Source organism: Streptomyces sp. NPDC018019 (genome assembly GCF_044327805.1).
Classification (GTDB): domain Bacteria; phylum Actinomycetota; class Actinomycetes; order Streptomycetales; family Streptomycetaceae; genus Streptomyces.
Genome location: NZ_JBIRGD010000025.1, coordinates 52,567 through 72,446, shown reverse-complemented (window position 1 = coordinate 72,446; position 19,880 = coordinate 52,567). Strand labels below are relative to the sequence as shown.

General features: G+C 75.1%; 20 protein-coding genes. 3 read left to right on the top strand and 17 right to left on the bottom strand.

The features are described 5' to 3' along the window. Positions 1 to 387 precede the first annotated feature (387 nt). The 12 genes from ACH4FX_RS32660 to ACH4FX_RS32605 form a co-directional block, all read right to left on the bottom strand. Positions 388 to 1,101, bottom strand: coding sequence for a class F sortase (locus ACH4FX_RS32660; protein ID WP_398485042.1), 714 nt, complete (start codon positions 1,099 to 1,101; stop codon positions 388 to 390). Further along, entirely contained in the window at positions 1,091 to 1,837 is a 747-nt protein-coding gene (locus ACH4FX_RS32655) for a hypothetical protein (protein WP_398485041.1), read from the bottom strand. Before ACH4FX_RS32655 ends, ACH4FX_RS32660 begins: the two co-directional genes overlap by 11 nt. 175 nt (positions 1,838 to 2,012) lie before the next feature. Then, the gene (locus tag ACH4FX_RS32650) at positions 2,013 to 2,792 is read right to left on the bottom strand and encodes an HAD-IIA family hydrolase (protein WP_361144700.1); all 780 of its coding nucleotides are present in this window, start codon (positions 2,790 to 2,792) and stop codon (positions 2,013 to 2,015) included. 200 nt (positions 2,793 to 2,992) lie between these two features. Continuing rightward, positions 2,993 to 4,057 carry a 2-aminoethylphosphonate ABC transporter substrate-binding protein gene (locus ACH4FX_RS32645; protein ID WP_398485040.1) on the bottom strand — a complete coding sequence of 355 codons (1,065 nt, stop codon included), beginning with the start codon at positions 4,055 to 4,057 and terminating at the stop codon, positions 2,993 to 2,995. Positions 4,058 to 4,098: 41 nt separating this feature from the next. Further along, complete coding sequence (locus ACH4FX_RS32640; RefSeq protein ID WP_398485039.1) at positions 4,099 to 4,896, bottom strand: ABC transporter permease; 798 nt, start codon at positions 4,894 to 4,896, stop codon at positions 4,099 to 4,101. Next, positions 4,883 to 5,818, bottom strand: a complete 936-nt coding sequence (locus ACH4FX_RS32635) for a 2-aminoethylphosphonate ABC transporter permease subunit (RefSeq protein WP_398485038.1) — start codon at positions 5,816 to 5,818, stop codon at positions 4,883 to 4,885. Before ACH4FX_RS32635 ends, ACH4FX_RS32640 begins: the two co-directional genes overlap by 14 nt. Beyond that, positions 5,811 to 6,941 carry an ABC transporter ATP-binding protein gene (locus ACH4FX_RS32630; RefSeq protein ID WP_398485037.1) on the bottom strand — a complete coding sequence of 377 codons (1,131 nt, stop codon included), beginning with the start codon at positions 6,939 to 6,941 and terminating at the stop codon, positions 5,811 to 5,813. The genes ACH4FX_RS32635 and ACH4FX_RS32630 overlap by 8 nt, the downstream gene beginning before the upstream one ends. Further along, positions 6,938 to 7,678 carry a phosphonatase-like hydrolase gene (locus ACH4FX_RS32625; RefSeq protein WP_398485036.1) on the bottom strand — a complete coding sequence of 247 codons (741 nt, stop codon included), beginning with the start codon at positions 7,676 to 7,678 and terminating at the stop codon, positions 6,938 to 6,940. Before ACH4FX_RS32625 ends, ACH4FX_RS32630 begins: the two co-directional genes overlap by 4 nt. Before the next feature lie 5 nt (positions 7,679 to 7,683). After that, entirely contained in the window at positions 7,684 to 8,805 is a 1,122-nt protein-coding gene (locus ACH4FX_RS32620; RefSeq protein ID WP_398485035.1) for a TIGR03364 family FAD-dependent oxidoreductase, read from the bottom strand. A gap of 137 nt (positions 8,806 to 8,942) precedes the next feature. Then, positions 8,943 to 9,701 (bottom strand): GntR family transcriptional regulator, encoded by a 759-nt coding sequence (locus tag ACH4FX_RS32615; RefSeq protein WP_398485034.1) that lies wholly within the window; start codon positions 9,699 to 9,701, stop codon positions 8,943 to 8,945. 103 nt (positions 9,702 to 9,804) lie between these two features. After that, positions 9,805 to 10,149, bottom strand: coding sequence for a hypothetical protein (locus tag ACH4FX_RS32610; protein WP_398485033.1), 345 nt, complete (start codon positions 10,147 to 10,149; stop codon positions 9,805 to 9,807). A 115-nt stretch (positions 10,150 to 10,264) separates the two neighbouring features. Next, entirely contained in the window at positions 10,265 to 11,374 is a 1,110-nt protein-coding gene (locus tag ACH4FX_RS32605; RefSeq protein WP_398485108.1) for an ROK family transcriptional regulator, read from the bottom strand. A gap of 200 nt (positions 11,375 to 11,574) precedes the next feature. On the opposite strand from ACH4FX_RS32605, the gene ACH4FX_RS32600 reads away from it, so the two are divergent. Continuing rightward, entirely contained in the window at positions 11,575 to 12,672 is a 1,098-nt protein-coding gene (locus ACH4FX_RS32600) for a Gfo/Idh/MocA family oxidoreductase (protein WP_398485032.1), read from the top strand. 5 nt (positions 12,673 to 12,677) lie between these two features. Next, positions 12,678 to 13,196 (top strand): heme-degrading domain-containing protein, encoded by a 519-nt coding sequence (locus ACH4FX_RS32595; protein ID WP_398485107.1) that lies wholly within the window; start codon positions 12,678 to 12,680, stop codon positions 13,194 to 13,196. Between the two features lie 7 nt (positions 13,197 to 13,203). On the opposite strand, the gene ACH4FX_RS32590 is transcribed toward ACH4FX_RS32595, so the two are convergent. The 5 genes from ACH4FX_RS32590 to ACH4FX_RS32570 form a co-directional block, all read right to left on the bottom strand. After that, on the bottom strand, positions 13,204 to 14,982 hold the full coding sequence (locus ACH4FX_RS32590; RefSeq protein WP_398485031.1) for a choice-of-anchor A family protein: 1,779 nt from the start codon (positions 14,980 to 14,982) through the stop codon (positions 13,204 to 13,206). Positions 14,983 to 15,190: 208 nt separating this feature from the next. Then, a complete protein-coding gene (locus tag ACH4FX_RS32585) occupies positions 15,191 to 16,048 on the bottom strand; it encodes a fumarylacetoacetate hydrolase family protein (protein WP_398485030.1) in 858 nt (285 codons plus the stop codon). Between the two features lie 138 nt (positions 16,049 to 16,186). Further along, positions 16,187 to 17,086 carry a YidC/Oxa1 family membrane protein insertase gene (locus ACH4FX_RS32580; protein WP_398485029.1) on the bottom strand — a complete coding sequence of 300 codons (900 nt, stop codon included), beginning with the start codon at positions 17,084 to 17,086 and terminating at the stop codon, positions 16,187 to 16,189. A gap of 96 nt (positions 17,087 to 17,182) precedes the next feature. Next, complete coding sequence (locus ACH4FX_RS32575; protein ID WP_398485028.1) at positions 17,183 to 17,485, bottom strand: DUF6412 domain-containing protein; 303 nt, start codon at positions 17,483 to 17,485, stop codon at positions 17,183 to 17,185. A gap of 185 nt (positions 17,486 to 17,670) precedes the next feature. Next, the gene (locus tag ACH4FX_RS32570; RefSeq protein WP_398485027.1) at positions 17,671 to 18,726 is read right to left on the bottom strand and encodes a PucR family transcriptional regulator; all 1,056 of its coding nucleotides are present in this window, start codon (positions 18,724 to 18,726) and stop codon (positions 17,671 to 17,673) included. A 441-nt stretch (positions 18,727 to 19,167) separates the two neighbouring features. On the opposite strand from ACH4FX_RS32570, the gene ACH4FX_RS32565 reads away from it, so the two are divergent. Next, complete coding sequence (locus tag ACH4FX_RS32565) at positions 19,168 to 19,878, top strand: hypothetical protein (protein WP_398485026.1); 711 nt, start codon at positions 19,168 to 19,170, stop codon at positions 19,876 to 19,878. Positions 19,879 to 19,880: the final 2 nt, after the last annotated feature.

The following is a 19,880-nucleotide window of genomic DNA, read 5'->3' as shown; positions in this document are numbered from 1 at the left end:
CTCGGAGCACGGGACAAGACCGGTCGAATCCATCCTGGCACATGCCCCTCAGCAGCAGGCCGGCCTGTGGACAACCTGTTACGGCCCACCATGCGACCGGAATTCAGCCTGGCCCGCCCCGTTCGGTGCCCAACTCCCCCTAGTCGATGCCGTGCAGGAGTTCTACAGTGAACTCCAGTGTGAGCTTTCGTTGGTCACCTGGCCCCAGCCCCTGGTCGGGCCCGTGCCCGCGCCTGAGTTCAGGCGCCCGCGCACCTCCCGCCGGCGGCAGGGCAACTCCCGCAGTCCTGGCACCCCGGCGGTCGAGGACCGGCCGGCCGGCGGTTCAGGGGGAGCGAGCCGCCGGCCGGTACCGGCGGTTCCGGGCCTCCGCCCCCGTCCGGGACCTCAGCCCTCCGGCGCGGGCGTGACCTTGGACAGGTACGCGTACACGACGACGTTGGCGGTGTAGGCGTCCCGCTCCCGGTCGAAGGTGCCGGTGCAGGTGATCAGGCGCAGTTCGGCGCGGCCGGGCACCTGCGCGCCGTAGACCTTCCGGGGCACGAACCGCTCCCGGTCGTAGATCTTGACGTCCTCGATCGTGAACCGGGCGGTGCTGCCGTCCGCCCTGCGCACGTCCACCGGCTGTCCCGGCTTGACACTGCCGAGGCGGTGGAAGACCGCGTCCCCGTCGGCCGTGTCGACGTGGCCGACCAGCACCGCGGCGCCCGCGGTGCCCGGCTGCGGGCCCTTGGCGTACCAGCCGACGGCTCCGGGGCTGCGGTACGGCGGCGCGTCCACCGCGCCGGTCGCGTCCAGCCCGGTCTTCACCACACCGGCCCGTACGTCCAGGGCGCCGATCTGCACCTCGGTGGGGCGGCCTTCCGGGGAGGTGGCCAGCGGGGCGTGCGCGGCGGGCAGGTCCTGTTCGAGCGGGCGGCCGACGGCCGCGACGTCGCCGGTGGTCGGCCCCTCGGCCAGGTCGCCGCCGTCGGTCAGGTCGCGCCCCCACAGCCACAGGCCCAGCAGCAGCGCCGCCCAGGCGACACCGGTGGCCATCCGGCCGTGTCCCGGGCCGTGCGGTGGGCGGTGGTCCGCCACCGGGTGGTCGTCAGCCCGCATCGCCGTCGTCCGATCCCTTGCGCCGGCGCCGCATCCGCAGCACCTGCCCGGTGAGCGCGAGCGCCGCGCCCCCCGCCAGCACCAGGCCCACCGCGTACACGCCGTCGCCCTCGTGGCTCGCGGCCGTCCGTACGGCCGCCGTCCGCACCAGCGCGGTACGCGAGGCCCCCGGGGTCACCGCGGCCGTCCGTACCGCCGTACCGCCACCCCCGGCCCGTACGGGGGCGGAGGGCGAGGCCGGGGGTTCCGCGGCGGCCTCGGAGGCGGAATCGGCGAGGGGGACGGACGCGGTGTCCGCCCCGGCTTCCCCGGCCGGTGCGTCACCCGCCTCCGGCCCGGCTCCGGGAGCCGCCGCACCGCCGCTCCCGGCGGGCGCCGGAGCCGGTACGACCTCGAACGTGCCCGCGGCCCGCGCGTCCTCGCCGTCGCAGTGCACGAAGACGTCGTACGCGCCGGGGTCCGCCAGGGAGCGCACCCGCGCGTCGCCCACCAGCCCCGCGGCGACCCGCGCCAGCGGTACCGCGTCGACGAAGGCGTCCGAGGTGGCGCGGCCCGTGCGGCCCGCGCAGCCGGTGACCTGGAGGGCCGTCTCGGTGCCCGGTGCCACGGCCGACGGGGTGACCGCGACCGCGCCGGCCGCGGCGCCCGGGGACCGGGCGGCGGACGCGAGCGCGGTTCCCGGAGCCAGCGCCGTCACCGCGAGGGCGGCACAGAGAGTGAGTCCCGGTGAGCGCATGGTGAACCTCCGAACACTTCCGAAGGTCCGCCCGGCGGCCCGGTCCCGCATCCGCTGCGGGCCGGGACTGCGCCGTCCGGGTGACCGGCCGGGGCCCGGCGGGGGCGCCGGGCCCGGAACGCGCCGGGCCTGCACCGGGCCGACGAGGTCCGCGAAGGCCCCGGAACGTGCCGGACTACACCAGGTCGACGAGGTCCGCGATGGAGTCCACGACCCGCGACGGCCGGAACGGGTGGCGCTCGATGTCGCCCTTCCCGGTGAGCCCGGTCAGCACCAGGAAGGTCTCCATGCCCGCCTCCAGACCGGCCAGCACATCGGTGTCCATCCGGTCGCCGATCATCGCGGAGGTCTCGCTGTGCGCGCCGATGACGTTCAGGCCGTGCCGCATCATCAGCGGGTTGGGCTTGCCGACGAAGTACGGCTCGACGCCCGTGGCCTTGGTGATCAGCGCGGCCACCGAGCCGGTCGCGGGCAGCGCGCCCTGTGCCGAGGGGCCGGTCTCGTCCGGATTGGTGGCGATGAACCGGGCGCCGTCGTTGATCAGCCGGATGGCCTTGGTGAGCGCCTCGAAGCTGTAGGTGCGGGTCTCGCCGAGCACGACGTAGTCGGGTTCGTGGTCGGTGAGCACGTATCCGATGTCGTGCAGGGCGGTGGTCAGGCCCGCCTCGCCGATGACGTACGCCGTGCCGGACGGCCGCTGCTCGTCCAGGAACTGGGCGGTGGCCAGCGCGGAGGTCCAGATGGACTCCCAGGGCACGTCCAGGCCGATCCGGTTCAGCCGGGCGTGCAGGTCGCGCGGGGTGTAGATGGAGTTGTTGGTCAGGACGAGGAAGGGCTTGCCCGATTCGCGCAGCCGCTTGATGAAGGCGTCGGCACCGGGCACCGGGATGCCCTCGTGCATCAGCACCCCGTCCATGTCGGTCAGCCATGACTCGATCGGCTTGCGCTCTGCCACTGCCGGTCTCCCGCCGTGCGTGTCTGCCAGGGGCGCCGGCCGCGCCCGCGCCGTCGCGGGGTCCCGTACGTCCCGCCCGTCACCCCGGGTGACCTGCGTCTCGTACGTATGGCCGACGCCCCCAGCCTAAGTCAGCCGACGGGATCTCGGCCCCGCCGGACGCCCGGATCTCCGGGCCGCTCGCGGGGCGGGTGCGGTGGTCAGCTGCCCGTCGCCGCCTTCCAGGCGTCCAGGTAGCGGGGCAGGTTCTTGTCGATGTCGTTCCAGTCCGGCCGGAAGATGTCGACGCCTTGCATGATCCTGGCGAGTTCGGTGGCGTTGCGGTCGGCGGCCTTGATGTCCGTACGCGCGGCGAAGCCGCCGCCGACCGCGGAGACCTGCCGCTGCACCTCGGGCGAGAGCAGGTGGTCGAGGAACTTTTTGGCCTGCGCCGCGTGCGGGGCGTTCTTGACCAGGCCGGCCGCGTACGGCAGCGCGAAGGTGGACGGCCGGGCGCCGGGCCGGGCGGCGGGGAAGAAGATGCCCTGGTCCGGCATGGATTTCAGGTTGGCGTAGTTCATCTGCACATCGCCGTTGGCGACGAGGAGTTCGCCCTTGTCGGTCTTCGGGGCGAGCTGACCGGTGGAGGAGGACGGGCCGACGTTGTTGGCCTGGAGCCGCTTGAGGAAGTCCATGGCCGGGCCCTGGCCGCCGAAGTCGTGCAGGGCCTGGACGAGGACGGCGGTGCCGTCCCCGGCGACGCCCGGTGTGGAGTACTGGAGCTTGTCCTTGAAGCGGGCGGCGGTCAGGTCCTGCCAGGTGCGGGGCGGCTGCTTGAGCTGCCGCTTGTTGTAGATGAAGCAGAAGTAGTTGTTGACGACGGCGGTCCACCTGCCGTCCGGGTCCTTGTCCGCGGCGGCGACCTGCTCGGAGCCCTTGGGGCGGTAGGTCTCCAGCAGGCCCTTGCCGGCGGCCTGCTGGATGAACGGGGGCAGGGTGACGACGAGGTCCGCCTTGGTGTTGGCCTGCTCGCGGGCCAGCCGCTGCACGGCGGTGCCGGACCCGCTCTCCACCAGGTTGACCTTGACGCCGGTCTTCTTCTCGTAGTCCGCGAAGACGCGGTCGTAGAAGCCGTCGCCCCGCTCGCCGCGCAGGCCGTCGGCGCTGTAGACGGTGATTTCCCGGGCGTTGGCGTCGGCGCGGGAGGCGCCGCCGCAGCCGGTCAGGGCGGCGGCCAGGAGCAGGGCGCCGCAGCCGGCGGCGGTCGGCTTGAGGGGGCTGCGCATGACGTGACGTCACTCCTTGGGCGGGGCGCTGACGGAGGACGTCAGCGGTACGGGGCTTTGGTGCGGATACGGGAGACGGCGAACAGGACGAGCAGCGTGGCGGCCAGCAGTGTCACCGCGAGCGCCGCGCCGGCGAACAGGGCGCCCCGGTCGGTGGCGGCGAAGACCCGTACCGGCAGCGGCAGCCAGTCCGGCGGGTAGATCATCATCGTGGCGCTCAGCTCGCCCATGGACAGGGCGAAGCACAGGCCCGCCGCGGCGGTCAGGGACGGCAGCAGGAGGGGCAGTTTCACCCGCCACAGGACGTAGGCGGGGCGCGCGCCGAGGCCGGCGGCGCTCTGCTCGTACGCCGGGTCGAGGCGGGCCAGCGCGGCCGTCACGGACTGGTACGCGAAGGCGGTGACCAGGACCGTGTGCGCGATGACCACGATCTGCGGGGTGCCGTTCAGCAGCAGCGGCGGCTGCGAGAAGGCGACCAGCAGGGACAGGCCCACGACGACGGACGGCACCGCGACCGGCAGCATGAACAGTGCGCCGACCACGCGGCGGGCGCCGGGCCGCAGCCGTTGCGCGGCCAGCGCGGCCCAGGTTCCGGCGGCCAGTGCGAGCAGGCTCGCGGCGCCGGCCGTGACCAGGCTGGTGACCAGCGCCTGGAGGGAGTCGCCCCGGGCGATGTCCCGGTAGTGCGCCAGGGTCGGGCCGGACGGCAGCGCCCCGCTCCAGCTGCTCGCGAAGGACGCCGCGACGATCACCAGCAGCGGCAGCGCGAAGACCGGCAGGAAGAGGACGAAGAACAGGGCCCAGGCGGTCCGGCGGGCGCCCTTGCTATGCACGAGCACGGCGGTCGTCACCTCCCGCGGACGGCGTGCGCGCCCCGCCCGCCCGTGCGGCCACGGCCCGGTACAGGGCGTAGAGGGCGAGGGACAGCACGATGTCGACGACGGCGACCACGCACGCCCCCGTGTAGTCGCCGTCCAGGATGGCCTTCGTGTAGACGAGCACGGGCAGGGTGACCACGTCCTTGGCGCCGGTGAACAGCACGATCCCGAACTCGTTCAGCGTCAGCACCAGGACCAGGGCCCCGCCCGCCGCCAGGGAGGGCAGCGCCTCGGGCCAGATCACCTTCCGTACGATCCGGGCCGGCCGGGCGCCGAGCGAGGCGGCGGCCTCCAGCTGCCCGGTCTCGACCTGGGAGAAGGCCGCGAGCAGCGGGCGCATCACGAAGGGCGTGCAGTAGGTGATCTCGGCGAGCAGCACGCCCCAGGGGGTGCGCAGGAAGGCGAAGGGCCCGGTCGCGGCGCCGGTGGCGTCCGTCCACAGTCCGTTGGCCAGCCCGGCCGTGCCGTAGACGAACAGCAGCGCGAGGGTGATCAGGAAGGACGGGACGGCGAGGAAGACGTCGATGGAGCGGCTCAGGGCCCGGCTGCCCGGGAACGGCACGAAAGCGAGCACCAGGGCGAGCACGAAGCCGAGCAGCAGACAGCCGGCGGTCGCGCCGAGGGCGAGGAGCACGGTGGTGCCGAGCGCGTCCCGGAAGGACGCCTCGGCGAAGACCTGCGCGTAGGGGGCGGTGGACGGCGGGCCGCCCGCGGCGTCCGTGAAGGACTGCCGTACGACCAGGGCCAGCGGGTAGAGGAAGACGAGCCCGAGGCAGAGCAGCGGCGGAAGGGACCACAGGGCCGGTGCGGCTTGCCGCTTCTCCGCCCGGGGCTGCGGCGCCGTACGGTCCCGCGGCGGCGCGAGGGTGCCCGGCCTAGTCATCGCCCGCGCTCCCCGCTCCGGCCGGCAGCAGCACCGCGTCCTCGGCGGCGAAGTGCAGGGCCACTTCGCCGCCCGGCTCCGGGGGCGTCCGCAGCTCCCGCACGTCGGCCATGACGCGGTGCCCGGCCACGTCCGCGTACACCCGGTGGGTCGCGCCGCGCCACTGCACCTCGGTGACGCGGCCGTGCAGCGCGTTGGGGCCTTCGCCGAGGCCGACCAGGTGCGGGCGTACGCACAGTGTGGCGGCGGCGCCGGGCGCCGCGCCGTCGACGGGCGTGACGGCCAGCCGGATGCCGGCGAAGTCCGCCGTGCCGTCCGGACCGGCCGTGACCGGCAGGAGGTTCGCGTTGCCGACGAAGGAGGCGGTGAACTCGGTGCGCGGGCGGCGGTAGAGGTCCTGCGGAGTGCCGCAGTCGCGCAGCCGCGCCCGGTCCAGGACGGCGATGCGGTCCGCCAGCGTCAGCGCCTCCACCTGGTCGTGGGTGACGTACAGGATCGAGACGTCCGGCAGTTCCCGGTGCAGCCGGGCGAGTTCGGCGAGCATGCCGGAGCGCAGCCGGGCGTCGAGGGCGGACAGCGGCTCGTCCAGGAGCAGCACCCCGGGGCGGATGGCCAGCGCCCGCGCGATGGCGACCCGCTGCTGCTGCCCTCCGGACAGCTCCCGCGGATAGCGCCTGGCGTACGCGGCCATGCCGGTCATCTCCAGCGCCTCGGCCACCCGCGCGGCGGTCTCGGCGCGCGACGCGGTGCGCCCGCGCCGCGCCTTGAGGCCGAAGGCGACGTTGTCCTCGACGCGCAGGTGCGGGAAGAGAGCGTACTGCTGGACGACCATCCCGATGCCGCGCCGGTACGGCGGCAGTCCGGTGACGTCCCGGCCGCCGATCAGCACCCGCCCGGCACTCGGCCGGACGAACCCGGCGACCGCCCGCAGCGCGGTGGTCTTGCCCGAGCCGGACGGCCCGAGCAGGGCCATCGCCTCGCCCGGTTCGACGGTCAGGTCGAAGGAGTCCAGGACGACGTGCCCGCCGTACGCGACGGAGACGTGGTCGAAGCGGATGCCGGAGGGCGTGGCGGGGGCGGGTCCGGAGGCGGTGCGGCGGACCGTTTCGGCGGGCGCGCTCATGAGGGGCCCTCCGCCGCCCGCGGCCCGTCGCCCGCCCGGCCGTCGAGGAGCCGGGGCAGCCCGGCCACCGAGGCGAGGACGTGGGTGGCGCCCGCGCCGCGCAGTGCCGCCTCGTCGTGGGCGCCGGTCAGCACCCCGGCGACGACGGAGGCACCCGCGCGGCGCCCGGACAGCATGTCGTACGAGGTGTCCCCGGCCACCGCGACCTGCTGCACGGAGTCGGCGGCGCCGGTCCGCAGCAGTGCCGTCAGCACCAGGTCCGGGTACGGCCGTCCGCGCCCGCCCGCGTCGGCCGGGCACAGGGTCAGCGCCGCCAGGTCCCGCCAGCCGAGGGCGTCCAGGATGGCGTCCTGGGTGACCCGGGCGAAGCCGGTGGTCAGCACGACCGTGCGGCCCGCGTCCCGCAGGGCCTCGATCGCCTCCCGGGCGCCGGGCACGGGCGCGATCCGTCCGGCGTCGACCAGTTCCCCGTACGCCTCCTCGAAGGCGGCGTTGGCGCGCCGGGCCCGCGCCTCGTCCCCGTAGAGGTGCCGGAAGACGGAGATCTTCGATTCGCCCATCGTGGCGCGGACGTACGCCAGCTGCTCCCGGTGTTCGGCGCTGCCCGGTACGACGCCGAGCCGGCCGGCCGCAGCGGCGAACGCCTGCTCGACCAGTCCGCCGTCGGCGACCGTGGTCCCGGCCATGTCGAGGACGACGAGGGAAATCGGCGCGTCCTCCGTGTAGTTGCCGTGCATGGCCCTCACCAGCCCAGTTCGTTCGCGGTGTCCTCGGCCAGCGCCGGGGAGCAGGTCATGCCGCGCCCGCCGGGGCCGGTGACCAGCCAGACGCCGTCCCGTACCCGCTGCCGGTGCACGACGCGCGAGGGGTCGGTGCACTGCGCGTACACCCCGGCCCAGCGGCGGCGCACGGCCGGCAGCGGGCGGCCGAGCAGCGACTCGACGACGGTGGTCAGGTGCTCGTACGGGTCCTCGGTCACGTCGAACCCGAAGGGAGTCGCGTATTCGTGGGTGTCGCCGATCGTCAGGCCGCCGTCGGCACGCTGCACCATCAGCAGCTGCATCCGGTGCTCGGCCGCGACCGGCGGCTGCGGCTGCGCGGCGGCCAGCGCATCCAACTCCGGCCCCGCGTAGGCCGGGTAGTAGCGGAAGCTGTCCGCGTCGGCGACGGACGTGGTCAGGGCCTCGCCGAGCGGGGCGGTCTGCATCATCTGGAGCCGGACCCGGCGCACCGGCAGGCTGGGCGCCAGCTCGCGCACCAGGCCGCCCAGCCAGGCGCCCGTGCACAGCACGACGACGTCACCCTCGTGCACGTCGCCGTGGTCGTCGTGGACCGCCCGCTCGCCGACCACATCGCGGACCTCGCGCCCGCCGAGGAAGGTGTAGCGCCCGGATGCCGACAACGCCTCGCGCAGGGCCCGCTGGGCGGTACGCGGCTCCACCGCGGCGTCCCGCTCGCACCACAGCGCTCCGGCGAACTCCCCGCGCAGGGCGGGGTTGAGGTCCCGGGCCTCGTCGGCGCCCAGCAGCCGGTACCCGCGGGACGCGGCATCGGGACGGCGGACGGCCGCCTCGGCGACGGCCCGCTCGGCCCCGTCGCGTACGACGGTCAGCGAACCGTTGGCCCGGAAGCCGAGCCGGGGGACCCGCTCGCCGATCTCCTCCCACAGCGCGCGGGCCCGCAACGCGGTGTCCAGTTCCGCGCCGCCGGCCCGGCCGCCGACCCAGACCAGCCCGAAGTTGCGCACCGACGCCCCGCGCGCCTCGTCCTCCCGCTCGATGTGCACGACCTGGTGGCCGCGCCCGACCGCTTCCCAGGCGTGCAGGGTTCCCAGCACACCCGCTCCGACAACTATGACTCGCATGCCCGGAACGCTCCTCGGGGCGGGTGGCGCGCGGCGGTCCGGGAGGGGACGGGGCGGTGAACGGGGCCGCAAGTTTGGCCTAGACCCGTTATCTTGGCGTGATAAAAACGCGGGCTCCTGGCGCTCCAGGCTCGCGGTCAGCCGCCCAGATGGGCCGTAAAGGAGAACCGGTCTCCCCGGTAGAGCGACCGCACGCGTTCCAGCGGCAGGCCGCGGGTGTCACGGGACAGCCGGTGGATGAGGAGCATCGGCAGCGCGCCGGGCGTACCGATCAGAAGGGCCTCGCGCGGGGTGGCCAGCACGGTCTCCAGGCGCTCGTCCGCGTCCCCGAAACCGATGCCCAGGCGCTCGTGGAGGTAGGCGTAGAAGGAGGAGTCGGGCTCGAACTCCGTGTCCAGGCGCGGTACCCGGGCCACGGCGACATACGTGCTCTCCAGGCCGACCCGCTCATCGTCCGCGAGCAGCACCCGCTCCATGTGCCACACCTCGTCGCCGACTTGCAGGCCCAGTTCGCCGGCCAGCTTCTCCGGCGCCGGGAAGCGGTCCAGCCCGACCAGGTGGCGGCCCGGCCGGCGGCCCTGCTTCCGTACGCCCTCGGTGTAGCTCGCCAGGGACAGCGGCTGCTCCAGCTTCGGGCCCGCGACGACGGTGCCGCGGCCGAGGCGCCGCAGCCGTCCCTCCAGGTGGAGTTCGCGCAGGGCCTGGCGCAGCGTCTCCCGGGACACCTCGAAGCGCAGGGCCAGTTCGCGTTCGGTGGGCAGCGCCTCCCCCTCACCCAGTTCGGCGAGGAGCGACTCCACCTGGACCTTCGCCGCGTAGTACTTGGGGATGCGTCCGTGCTCGGGGATGCCGGAGCGGATCGGTGCGCCAGGTTCCTGGCCGTTCGGGTAGTCCACCGGCCGATCCTCGCACCCCCGGCACAACGCGGGCCGACGGGCCGGTGAAGGCGGGGACTTGTACAGGGTCCGGCGGTGGTGCACGCGCGTACGCGCGCCGGGGTCAGCGTCGGCGGAGGCGGCGGGCCGCCGCCACGAGGAGCGCCCCGACGGACAGGAACACCAGAGCGGCGGCCCCGATACGGGCCACTTCCGGCGAACCGGTGTCGGCCAGATGCCCAGGGGGGCCGCGGCGGGCCGGGGCGTCGCCGGCAGGCGGCGCGGGGCGCGACGCGGGCGCGACCTCCGTAGGAAGGGCAGTCGTACGGGCGGCGAGGGGCTCGGCAGCGTGCGCCGGTGGGGTGCCGTTCAGGAGGGGCACGGACGGGGTGCCGATCAGGAGGGGTACGGACAGCAAGGCCGCCGAAAGGGTGGCGCGCAGCAGCGCGCGGGGCGGACGCACGGGCATGACGGACGCTCCTGCCGCTCGTATGACCGGTTGCTTCCGGACCTTGCCATGCGGGTCCTGCGCCGTGGCACCGACGCCGCCGGTACGGCTGCCCGATCGCCCGAATGCCGCGCGTTCAGCGCAGTTCCGCCGCCGCCCCGCCCCCGAACGGCGCCCCCGGCGCCCCGAACAGCGGCGCCAGGACGAGGTGCGCCGCGCCGTCCGCCACCGCCTGCGCACCCCCTTCGGCCAGGGCCACGGGGGTGGCGGACGCCACGCCGTCGCCGCGCGTGCGGGCCTGTTCGGCCAGCGCTCCGGCCACACCGCGCACGTACGTACCGGGATCGGCCAGCACCGTACGGCCGCCGAGCAGCACCCGGTCGATGTCGAGCAGTTCCACCAGGTTGGCCGCGCCGACGCCCAGGATGCGGGCCGCCTCGGCGGTTTCGCCGCGGGCCGCCCTGTCGAGGCACAGCGCCTCGACGCAGCCGCGCTTGCCGCACCCGCAGCGCGGGCCGTCCAGTTGCAGCACCTGGTGCCCGAACTCCCCCGCGCCGGTCCTGGCCCCCCGGTACAGCGCGCCGCCGAGCACCAGGCCGGCGCCCAGGCCCGTACCGAGGTGGAGATAGCCGAACGAGCCCCGCCCGCCCGGCTCGCGCTGGGCCAGGCCGAGGGCCGCGGCGTTGGTGTCCTTGTCGAGGACGACGGGCAGGCCGGTCCGCCCGGCGAGCGCGGCGCGCAGCGGGAAGCCGTCCCAGTCCGGGAACCCGGTGACCCGGCGCAGCACGCCGGACGCGTGGTCCAGCGGTCCCGGGCAAGCCGCGCCGACCCCCAGGACGCGGGGCGAACGGGCCTCGTCGGGCAGCGCCGCGAGCTGCCCGGCCACCGTGTCGAGCACCGCGGACGCGCCCGCGCCGAAGTCGAGCGGGGCGGTCCGCGCGGCGACGGTGCGGCCCGCGAGGTCGGTGAGGACGGCGGTCAGCTCGTCGCGGTCCAGGTGCAGCCCGATCGCGTACCGGGCCCCGGGGACCAGACGCAGCACCGTGGGCGGCTTGCCGCCGGTGGAGGCGCGCCGGCCCGCCTCGGCGACCAGGCCGTCCGCCCGCAGCCGGGCGAGGATCTTGCTGACGGCCTGCGGGGTCAGCCCGGTGTGCGCGGCCAGCTCCAGGCGGCTGACGCCCGCCGGGCCGACCGTGCGCAGCAGTCCCAGCACCAGGGCGGTGTTGTGGCCGCGCAGGGCGGGCAGACCGGCTCCGCCGCCCGGCGGTGCGGGGGCGGGGCCGGCGGCACGTGACGGCGCGGGGGCCGCCGCGGCGTCGCCCGGCGGCACCGGGACCGACGCGGGGGCCGGGGGTGCGGCGACACGTTCCTCGGGGTCGTTGCTGGTCACCCGTCCATTGTCCGCATTGCTTGCACTTTGGCAACAGCGTTGCTTAAGTGGACGGCATGAACGACTCCCCCGGCACACCCCTACGCGTCGGCCTGATCGGCTACGGCCTGGCCGGCTCGGTCTTCCACGCCCCGCTGATCGCCGCCACCCGCGGCCTGGTGCTGGACACCGTCTCCACCGGCAGCCCGGACCGGCAGGCCCGGGCCCGCGCCGAGCACCCCCAGGTCCGTACGGTCGCCACCCCCGCCGAGGTCCTGGACCGCGCCGGCGAACTGGACCTGGTCGTCCTCGCCTCCCCCAACAAGACGCACGTCCCGCTCGCCACCGCGGCGCTGGAGGCCGGGCTGCCGGTGGTCGTCGACAAGCCGCTCGCCGGGACGGCCGCCGAGGCCGAGCGGCTGGCCGCCCTCGCGGACGACCGCGGCCTGCTGCTCTCCGTCTTCCAGAACCGCCGCTGGGACAACGACTTCCGTACGGTGCGGAAGCTGGTCACCGAGGGCGCGCTCGGCGACGTCCAGCGCTTCGAGTCGCGCTTCGAACGCTGGCGTCCCGAGCCCAAGGGCGGCTGGCGCGAGTCCGGCGACCCGGCCGAGATCGGCGGGCTGCTGTACGACCTGGGCAGCCACGTCGCCGACCAGGCGCTCGCCCTCTTCGGGCCGGTCACCCAGGTCTACGCCGAGTCCGACGTGCGCCGCCCCGGCGCCGAGGCCGACGACGACACGTTCCTCGCGCTCACCCACGCGAACGGCGTCCGCTCCCACCTGTGGGTGAGCGCGACCACCGCCCAGCTCGGCCCGCGCTTCCGGGTGCTGGGCAGCCGGGCGGGTTACGTGAAGTACGGGCTGGACCCGCAGGAGGCGGCGCTGCGCGACGGCCGGCGGCCCGGCGACGACCCGGCCGGCTGGGGCACCGAGCCCGAATCGGCCTGGGGCCGGATCGGCGCCGGGGAGTCCCCGGCGACCGGCGGCGGCGACCCCGTACCGACTCTGCGCGGCGACTACCCCGCGTACTACGCCGCCGTCGCGGAGGCGCTGCGCACCGGGGGCGAGCCGCCGGTCGGCGCCAGGGAGGCGGCGGCCACGCTGCGCGTCCTGGAGGCGGCGAAGACGTCGGCGGCCGAGGGCCGCACGGTCCGGATCGAGGAGACGGCATGAGCAGCATGAACGGCACGGGTGTGCTGAACGGGACGGACGAGCGGGAGGCGGCGCGCCACCAGGTCCGCGAGCTGGAGGAACAGGAAAGGCGGCTGGTCCTGGACCGCTTCGGCAACGAGGACGCGTGGCGGCTCGGCTGCCTGCTGACGGACCTGGCGCGCGAGCGCGGCGCGGCCGTGACGGTGGACATCCGGCGCGGCGCGCAGCAGCTGTTCCACTGCGCGCTGCCGGGCACGTCGGCGGACAACGACGCCTGGATCGAGCGCAAGTGCCGCGTCGTGGAACGGTACGCGGAATCGTCGTACCTGGTGGGCGCCCGTTTCCGCGCCAAGGGCCGCACCTTCGAGGAGGCGTCGCGGCTCGACCCGGACCGCTACGCCGCGCACGGCGGCGCCTTCCCCGTACGGCTGCGCGGTACGGGAGTCGTCGGCACGGTCGCGGTCTCCGGCCTCCCCCAGGGCGACGACCACGCGCTGGTGGTCGACGCCCTGGGGCGCTACATCGAGCAGCAGCCGGCGGACTGACCCGGGGTCAGCCGGAGCGGCGCCGGGTGCGGATGATCAGTACGAGCACCGCACCGCTGATGACGGCGGCCACGGCCGCCCCGACGAACAGCGGATCCTGAAACGCACTGCCACTGTGCGCCAGCTGGTCCCCGTCATCGCCCGGCCCGTGGCTGTGCGTGGGGCTGGGAGCGGGGGCGGGGGTGCCGGAGGAGTCGGTGGGAGTGGGGGTCGGGGACGGGGTCGGTTCGGAGGTGGTCGGCTCGGGGTCGGTCGGCTCCGGGTCGGTCGGCTCGGGGGTGGGGTCCGTGGGGTCCGGAGTGGGGTCTGTGGGGGCCGGGGTCGGATCGGTGGGGCCGGGGGTCGGGTCCGTCGGGGACGGGCTCGGCTCGGTCGGACTCGGGCTCGGCTCCGTCGGGGACGGGGTGGGTTCCGTGGGCGACGGGGTCGGCTCGGTGGGGGACGGCGACGGCTCCGTAGGTGTGGGGCTCGGCTCCGTCGGGGACGGCGAAGGTTCGGTGGGCGACGGCGTCGGCTCGGTCGGACTCGGCGTCGGCTCGTCGGTCGGGGACGGTGACGGTGACGGCTCGTCGGTCGGGGACGGCGACGGCTCGGTCGGCGACGGGGACGGCTCGGTCGGGGACGGGCTCGGCTCGGTGGGCGAAGGCGACGGCTCCGTCGGCGACGGGGACGGCTCGGTCGGGGACGGGCTCGGCTCGGTGGGCGAAGGCGACGGCTCTGTCGGCGACGGGGACGGCTCGGTCGGGCTCGGGCTGGGTGACGGGGACCGGTCGCGGCAGTCCGGCAGGTCGCCGTCGAACGGATAGTTGTGCATCTCCGCACCGGACGTCGAGGTGTGCACCAGTGAACCGACCGTGAAGAACCGGCCGTTCATGCCCGGTACCGACACCGTCGTCGTACTGCCCTGCCGGCCGACCAGCACGCTCCCCTGGAACTGCGCACCGCCCTTGAACTCGACCGTGTTCGCGTCCGGGAAGTTCCACAGCAGCCGCCGGCGGATGCCGGGCGGCCGGAGGTCGTGTCCGATGTACGTGTTGACCGTGCGGGCGTCACCGACCATGTTGACCAGGACGGTCGCGCCCTCCGGGATGCCGGTGAAGGTGATGCCCTGGGCCCCGCCGTTCCGGCCCACCAGGTCGAAGTCCACGGTGAAGACCTGGAGGGCGGACGTGCCGTCGCCGGTGAAGACGGTCGCGTAGCCCTGGTTGACGGCGGTGCCGGTCGCGGGGCGCGGCCCGTCCCCGGTCCGCGCGTAGCACCGGCTGGCCGCGGTGAGGTCGGGCACCAGCCGGCGGTACGGGCCGGCGACGCCGGGCCGCTGGTCCGCCTGGGGCATCACCGTGCCGCTGAGCCTGCCTTCGTAGGCGACGACACCGTGGCTGATGCCCTCCTCGGCGAGCAGCCGCTGTCCTGGGGCGATGGTGACGTCGCCGCCCACGGTCAGGAAGTCGGAGCCGTTGGGCGGCGGAACCCGGGAGCCCACGCCGACGATGCCCACGTTGTAGACGCTGGAGCCGCCGGTCTTGTTCATCTCGAAGCCGCCGAGTGTGACGATCTTGCCCTCGGCCTCGGCGGCCGAGCCGCCGACGCGGAAGTCACCGCCGACGAAGATGTTGATGTTCTCGTCCCGCCCGGCCACCGGTCCGTTGTTCGGATCGTCGTACGAGGACGGGCACTGGTTTCCCCCACACGGGCCGAGGCCGCCGGGCAGCGGCGCCGCGAAGCCGAACGCCGCGAACAGGCCGAGGAGCACGGCGGCGACGCCCCCCAGCACGGCGGCGGCCACCCCATGGGACCATTTTGTCTTTTTTGCAGGCATATGGGCACTATGTGCGCGGACCGGCCGGGCAGCCCGACGGCCCGCGCACCCGTACGGCGATTCCCCCTGTCCAGCCGACAGGCGGCAGCCGGCCGCCGGCCGCCCCGCCGCCTCCCGCACCTGATCGCCCGTCAGGATGCCGCCGACTGCCCGCCGGAACAGCGGCGGGCGCCCGTCACGCCCCCTTGAGCTCCTGCCGCTGCCGCCCCAGGCCGTCGATCTCCAGCTCCACCACGTCACCGGCGCGCAGGTACGGCTTGGGCTCCGGGCAGCCCATCGCCACGCCCGCCGGGGTGCCGGTGTTGATGACGTCGCCCGGGTAGAGGGTCATGAACCGGCTGAGGTAGCGGACCACTTCGGCCACCGGGAAGATCTGCTCGGCGGTCGTGCCGTTCTGCCGCAGTGTGCCGTTGACCCACAGCCGTACGCCCAGCGCCTGCGGGTCGGGCACCTCGTCCGCCGTCACCAGCCACGGGCCCAGCGGATTGAACGTCTCGCAGTTCTTGCCCTTGTCCCACTGGCCGCCGCGCTCGATCTGGAACTCCCGTTCGGAGACGTCGTGCGCGATCGTGTATCCGGCGACGGCGGCGCGGGCCTCCTCGTCGGTCTCCAGGTAGCGCGCGGTCCGGCCGATGACGACGGCCAGTTCGGCCTCCCAGTCGGTCTTCACGCTGCCGCGCGGCACCAGCACCGTGTCGTCGGGCCCGACGACCGTGTCCGGCGCCTTGAGGAAGACGATCGGTTCGGCCGGGACGGCGGCGCCGGTCTCCCGGGCGTGGTCGTGGTAGTTCAGCCCGATGCACACGACCTTGCCGATCCGGGCGACGGGCGGGCCGGTGCGCAGCCCGGCCGGGTCCAGGCGCGGCAGCACGCCGGCGGCGTCCGCCGCCCGGATGCGCGTGAGGGCCGGGCCGTCCGCGAGCAACGCCCCGTCGATGTCCGTGACCAGCCCCGACAGGTCGCGCAGGGCGCCCTGGTCGTCGAGCAGCGCCGGGCGTTCCGCCCCCACCGGACCGACACGCAGCAGCTTCATCGGTACAACTCCCGTGGTCGAAGGGTCGGTCCGGGAGGGCTCTCCCGGACCGGCCGATGGGGGACGGCCATCGAGCGATTCGGACGATCGTCCAAGAAGGCCGTCCGGTCCGCAAGACCCGGTTCACGTACTGGACCGTTACCCGGTGGTACGGGCCGGGGCCGCGGTCCCCTTCTCCGGCGTACGGGCCGCGGTCACGGCCTCCTCCCCCGGCGTACTCGTCGCGCTCACAGCCTCCTTGCCCGGCGTACTCGTCGCGCTCACAGCCCCCTTCCCCGGCGTACGGTCCCCGTCGCCGCCCCGGCCGCGGTCCCGGTGCAGCAGCGCCCGCTCGCACGCCGTCCACGCCGTGGTCGTCACCAGGTAGAGCGCCGCCGCCAGCGGCAGTACCGCGACGCTGACCAGCGTCCCGAAGGACAGCAACGGCATCACCTTCGTCAGGCCGGCGAGGCCCGGGACCGCGTCGCCGCCGGGAGCGCCCGCCCGCCCGGGGACGGCGGCCGTGGCGGAGTTCTGCGCCATCGTCGTACGCGCCCGCAGGTAGTTCCAGGTGGCGACGGCGGCGGCCAGCGCGAACAGAGCGAGGTAGACCAGCCCGTGCGGGCCGAACGGCCCGCCGTCCGCGAGGGCCTGCGACCAGTGCCCGCCGAGCGGCGCGCCCAGCAGCGTGTGCCCGAGCAGGCCACTGCCGTCGGTGGTGAACAGGTGGTACATGACGAAGAAGACGGGGAGTTGCAGGAGCGCCGGAAGGCAGCCGGCCAGGGGCGAGGAGCCGGACTCGGCGTAGAGCGCGGCCGTCGCCTCCCGCAGCCGTTCCGGGTCCTTCGCGTACTTCTGCCGCAGCTCGGCCAAGCGCGGGGCGTGTGCGGCGCGGGTCTTCTCGCCGCGGGCGGCGGCGCGGGCGAGCGGGTGCAGGGCGGCCCGTACGCACAGGGTGCACAGGACGATCGCGGCGGCCGTCGCCGAGGCGCCGAAGAGTGGTGCGATGACGTCGGCGGCCTGGGACAGCGCGCTGCCCAGGGCAGAGAAAACGGACATGGGTGAGCCCTCCACGGGGTCTCGTCGTGCCGGGAAAAGGGTCGGCGTGACGAGCCGCGCGGGGCCTGGGCCCCCGCGACGTGCGAGGTGGGGCGCCTACGCGGCCGTCGGGAGGGGACGGCCGGGTGCCCTGGGCCGCGGGCGGCCGGCGGCATCGGGATCGCGCTGCGGCAGGAAGGCCGTACGGCGTTCCCGGTCGCGCAGGGCGGTACGGACGCGGCCGGGCGGTTCGGGCCGGGCGAGTGCGGCGGCCAGGAAGGCGCGGCACAGCAGCACGGCAGCGGTGGCCGCGGCGGCGGCGAACACGGAGGCCAGCCCGCTCTGGGCGAGCAGGAACCCGGAGAGCAGGAAGAAGAGCGCGCCCACATACAGCCGCCAGGCGTCGGCGAAGCGCTGCATGTGCTCACTCCCTTTCCGCAGGCCGTACCACCGGTGTCCGCCCCAGGGTAACGGCAGTGGCGGCCGGCGGGATGGTGGCCCCGGACGGCCGGCGGCACCGGACGCGGGGCGGCGGCCCGGGCGGTCCGCCGCGCGGGGCGGCGGCCCCGGAGGGGAGTCCGGGGCCGCCGCGGTCCGGGATGCCGTCACAGCCCGTTGACCCGGGCCTCCCGGGCCATGCCCAGCGGGCGGATGGTGGAGGCGACGGCCCGCGCGCGGCGGCCGGCCCGTGAGCGGTAGCGCCGTACGTGTGCCATCAGACGGCGGCTGCGCAGCGCCATCTCCAGCTCGAAGCGGGTGCGCGGATCACGCAGCGCGGGCCCGAAGAGCTTCTCGATCTGGCGCAGCCGGTAGCGCACCGTCTGCGGGTGCACCTGGAGCACCTTCGCCGCCTCCGGCGCGCCCCCGCCTTCCAGCCAGGCCAGCAGGGTGACCTCCAGGCGCTCGCTCTGCCGCGGTGTCAGGCCCTCCAGGGGGCTCAGCCAGCGCGAGGACAGCGCCCGCGCCAGCGATTCGTCCTGGAGGAGGAGCAGCGCGGAGAGGTGGTCGTCGACGAAGGCCGGGCGCGCATCGGGCCCGCCGCGGACGGGCGACAGCGCCAGCAGGGCACGGGCCCAGCGCAGCGAGGAGGCGGTGTCACCGGCCGGTACGACATGGCCGACGGCCGCCGCCCGGCCCTTGAGCGCGGCCTCCAGCCGGGCGCGGGTCTGCGTACCGGGGTCGGGCACGAGCAGGCAGGTGTCGCCGTCCACCGTGCCGATCAGGGCGTCGCCGAGGGCGGCGGCCAGCTGGTGCGCTTCGGCGGGCGAGGCGAGGGCGATGGCCTGGACGAAGGCCGGTACGGGCCAGCCGGCGCAGCGGGCCACCTCGCAGAGGGCGATGTCGGAGACGTCCTTGGCCCCGCGGAGCGCGGCGAACAGTTCGCGGCGGGCGGGCGCCACCGGCAGCGGGGTGACGACGAGGTCCTTGGGGCGCCGGACGGCTTCCGTGCTCTCCTGGTAGCCGAGCGCCACCAGCATGGCCCCTTCCACGGCCCGGCGGGCCTCTTCGGCGCCCGTTTCCGCGAGAAGTGCGGAAAAGGCGGGAAATCCGCTCCGCAGCTCCTCGGTCACCTTCCCGGCGAGGGCCGGGAGTTCCTTTCTCAGGACGCGGGTCCATTCCCCGCGGGGGCGCGACCAGATGCGGTTCAGGAGATCACACATCGCTACCTCGTTCCTGGCGTGATGCGGAGGGGGGTACGGCCCCGCTGCCCGAAAGCACGGTGCGCGAGTGCTCCGAGCGGGAGCCGGGCCTGGAGGGGCACCATCCGGAGTTACCCCGCGTAACTTCGATGCCGGTGCAGGAATTTGTCACAGCGCGATAAACCGCAGGACGCTCCGGCGGCCTTCCGTGATGCTGCTGCACACCCCGATCACCGCCGTTCGGCACCTGCCTTTGCGCGCCCGGCGGGCCACCGCACGGAAAACCGTGGCGAATAACCGGCGTTCCCAACCCCCGGGCCCCGCCGCATCCCGCCCCCGCCCGCCGCATCCCGCTCCCGCCGCCGCGTCCGGACACGCGCCGTACGCGACGCGCCGGGGCGGCACCGCACTCGGCGCGCCGCCCCGACGCTCCCCTCTCCGCCCCTCCTCGAAGGAGGCCCGATGCCCGCGTCCCGTCTGCGGACCGTCCTGCGCCCGGCCCTGCCGGCCGTGGTGCTGCTCTTCCTGGCCGTGGCCACCCGGGCCGGCGCGCCCCGGCACGTACTGGCCTTCCTGGACTTCGGTGCCGGTGTGCTCGCCCTGGTCTCGCTCACCGGCACCGTGCTGTGGGGCCTGGCCGCCACCGACCGGATGCTGCTGCGCTCGGGGCACCGGCTGGTCGCCCAGGCCGTGCACCGCGGCACCGGCGTCGCCGGGCTCGGCTTCCTCGCCCTGCACATCGGGGTGAAGACCGCCCGCGGCCGGGCCGACGGCACGGCCGCCGCGGTGCCGTTCGCCGACGGCGGCCGGCCGCTGCTCATCGGCCTCGGCACGCTGGCCGGTTACCTGTTCCTCGTGGCGGCGGTGACGGGCGCGGTACGTGGCGCGTTCACCTCGCGCCGCGGGTCGCGGTGGTGGCGGGTGCTGCACATGGGCGCGTACGCGGCGTGGTGCGCGGCACTGGTGCACGGGCTGAAGTCGGGGCGGCCGGCGGCCGGTTGGGTGACGGCCGGCTACCTGCTGTGCGTGTCCGGGGTCGCGGTGGTGCTCGTCCTGCGGCTGCGGGCACCGCGGCGCGTGCCGGTTCCCGGCGGTCGGCCACCGGGCGTGGACACCGGCGGGCCGCGGGCTCCGGACCGGCAGGCCCGGCATACCCGTGGCGGGCGGCCGTGACG

Bases quoted from the DNA above. Each gene is read 5' to 3' on its own strand.
- ACH4FX_RS32660 (WP_398485042.1), bottom strand. From the start codon at position 1,101: ATGCGGGCTGACGACCACCCGGTGGCGGACCACCGCCCACCGCACGGC.
- ACH4FX_RS32655 (WP_398485041.1), bottom strand. From the start codon at position 1,837: ATGCGCTCACCGGGACTCACTCTCTGTGCCGCCCTCGCGGTGACGGCG.
- ACH4FX_RS32645 (WP_398485040.1), bottom strand. From the start codon at position 4,057: ATGCGCAGCCCCCTCAAGCCGACCGCCGCCGGCTGCGGCGCCCTGCTC.
- ACH4FX_RS32635 (WP_398485038.1), bottom strand. From the start codon at position 5,818: ATGACTAGGCCGGGCACCCTCGCGCCGCCGCGGGACCGTACGGCGCCG.
- ACH4FX_RS32630 (WP_398485037.1), bottom strand. From the start codon at position 6,941: ATGAGCGCGCCCGCCGAAACGGTCCGCCGCACCGCCTCCGGACCCGCC.
- ACH4FX_RS32625 (WP_398485036.1), bottom strand. From the start codon at position 7,678: ATGCACGGCAACTACACGGAGGACGCGCCGATTTCCCTCGTCGTCCTC.
- ACH4FX_RS32620 (WP_398485035.1), bottom strand. From the start codon at position 8,805: ATGCGAGTCATAGTTGTCGGAGCGGGTGTGCTGGGAACCCTGCACGCC.
- ACH4FX_RS32610 (WP_398485033.1), bottom strand. From the start codon at position 10,149: ATGCCCGTGCGTCCGCCCCGCGCGCTGCTGCGCGCCACCCTTTCGGCG.
- ACH4FX_RS32600 (WP_398485032.1), top strand. From the start codon at position 11,575: ATGAACGACTCCCCCGGCACACCCCTACGCGTCGGCCTGATCGGCTAC.
- ACH4FX_RS32595 (WP_398485107.1), top strand. From the start codon at position 12,678: ATGAACGGCACGGGTGTGCTGAACGGGACGGACGAGCGGGAGGCGGCG.
- ACH4FX_RS32585 (WP_398485030.1), bottom strand. From the start codon at position 16,048: ATGAAGCTGCTGCGTGTCGGTCCGGTGGGGGCGGAACGCCCGGCGCTG.
- ACH4FX_RS32580 (WP_398485029.1), bottom strand. From the start codon at position 17,086: ATGTCCGTTTTCTCTGCCCTGGGCAGCGCGCTGTCCCAGGCCGCCGAC.
- ACH4FX_RS32575 (WP_398485028.1), bottom strand. From the start codon at position 17,485: ATGCAGCGCTTCGCCGACGCCTGGCGGCTGTATGTGGGCGCGCTCTTC.
- ACH4FX_RS32570 (WP_398485027.1), bottom strand. From the start codon at position 18,726: ATGTGTGATCTCCTGAACCGCATCTGGTCGCGCCCCCGCGGGGAATGG.
- ACH4FX_RS32565 (WP_398485026.1), top strand. From the start codon at position 19,168: ATGCCCGCGTCCCGTCTGCGGACCGTCCTGCGCCCGGCCCTGCCGGCC.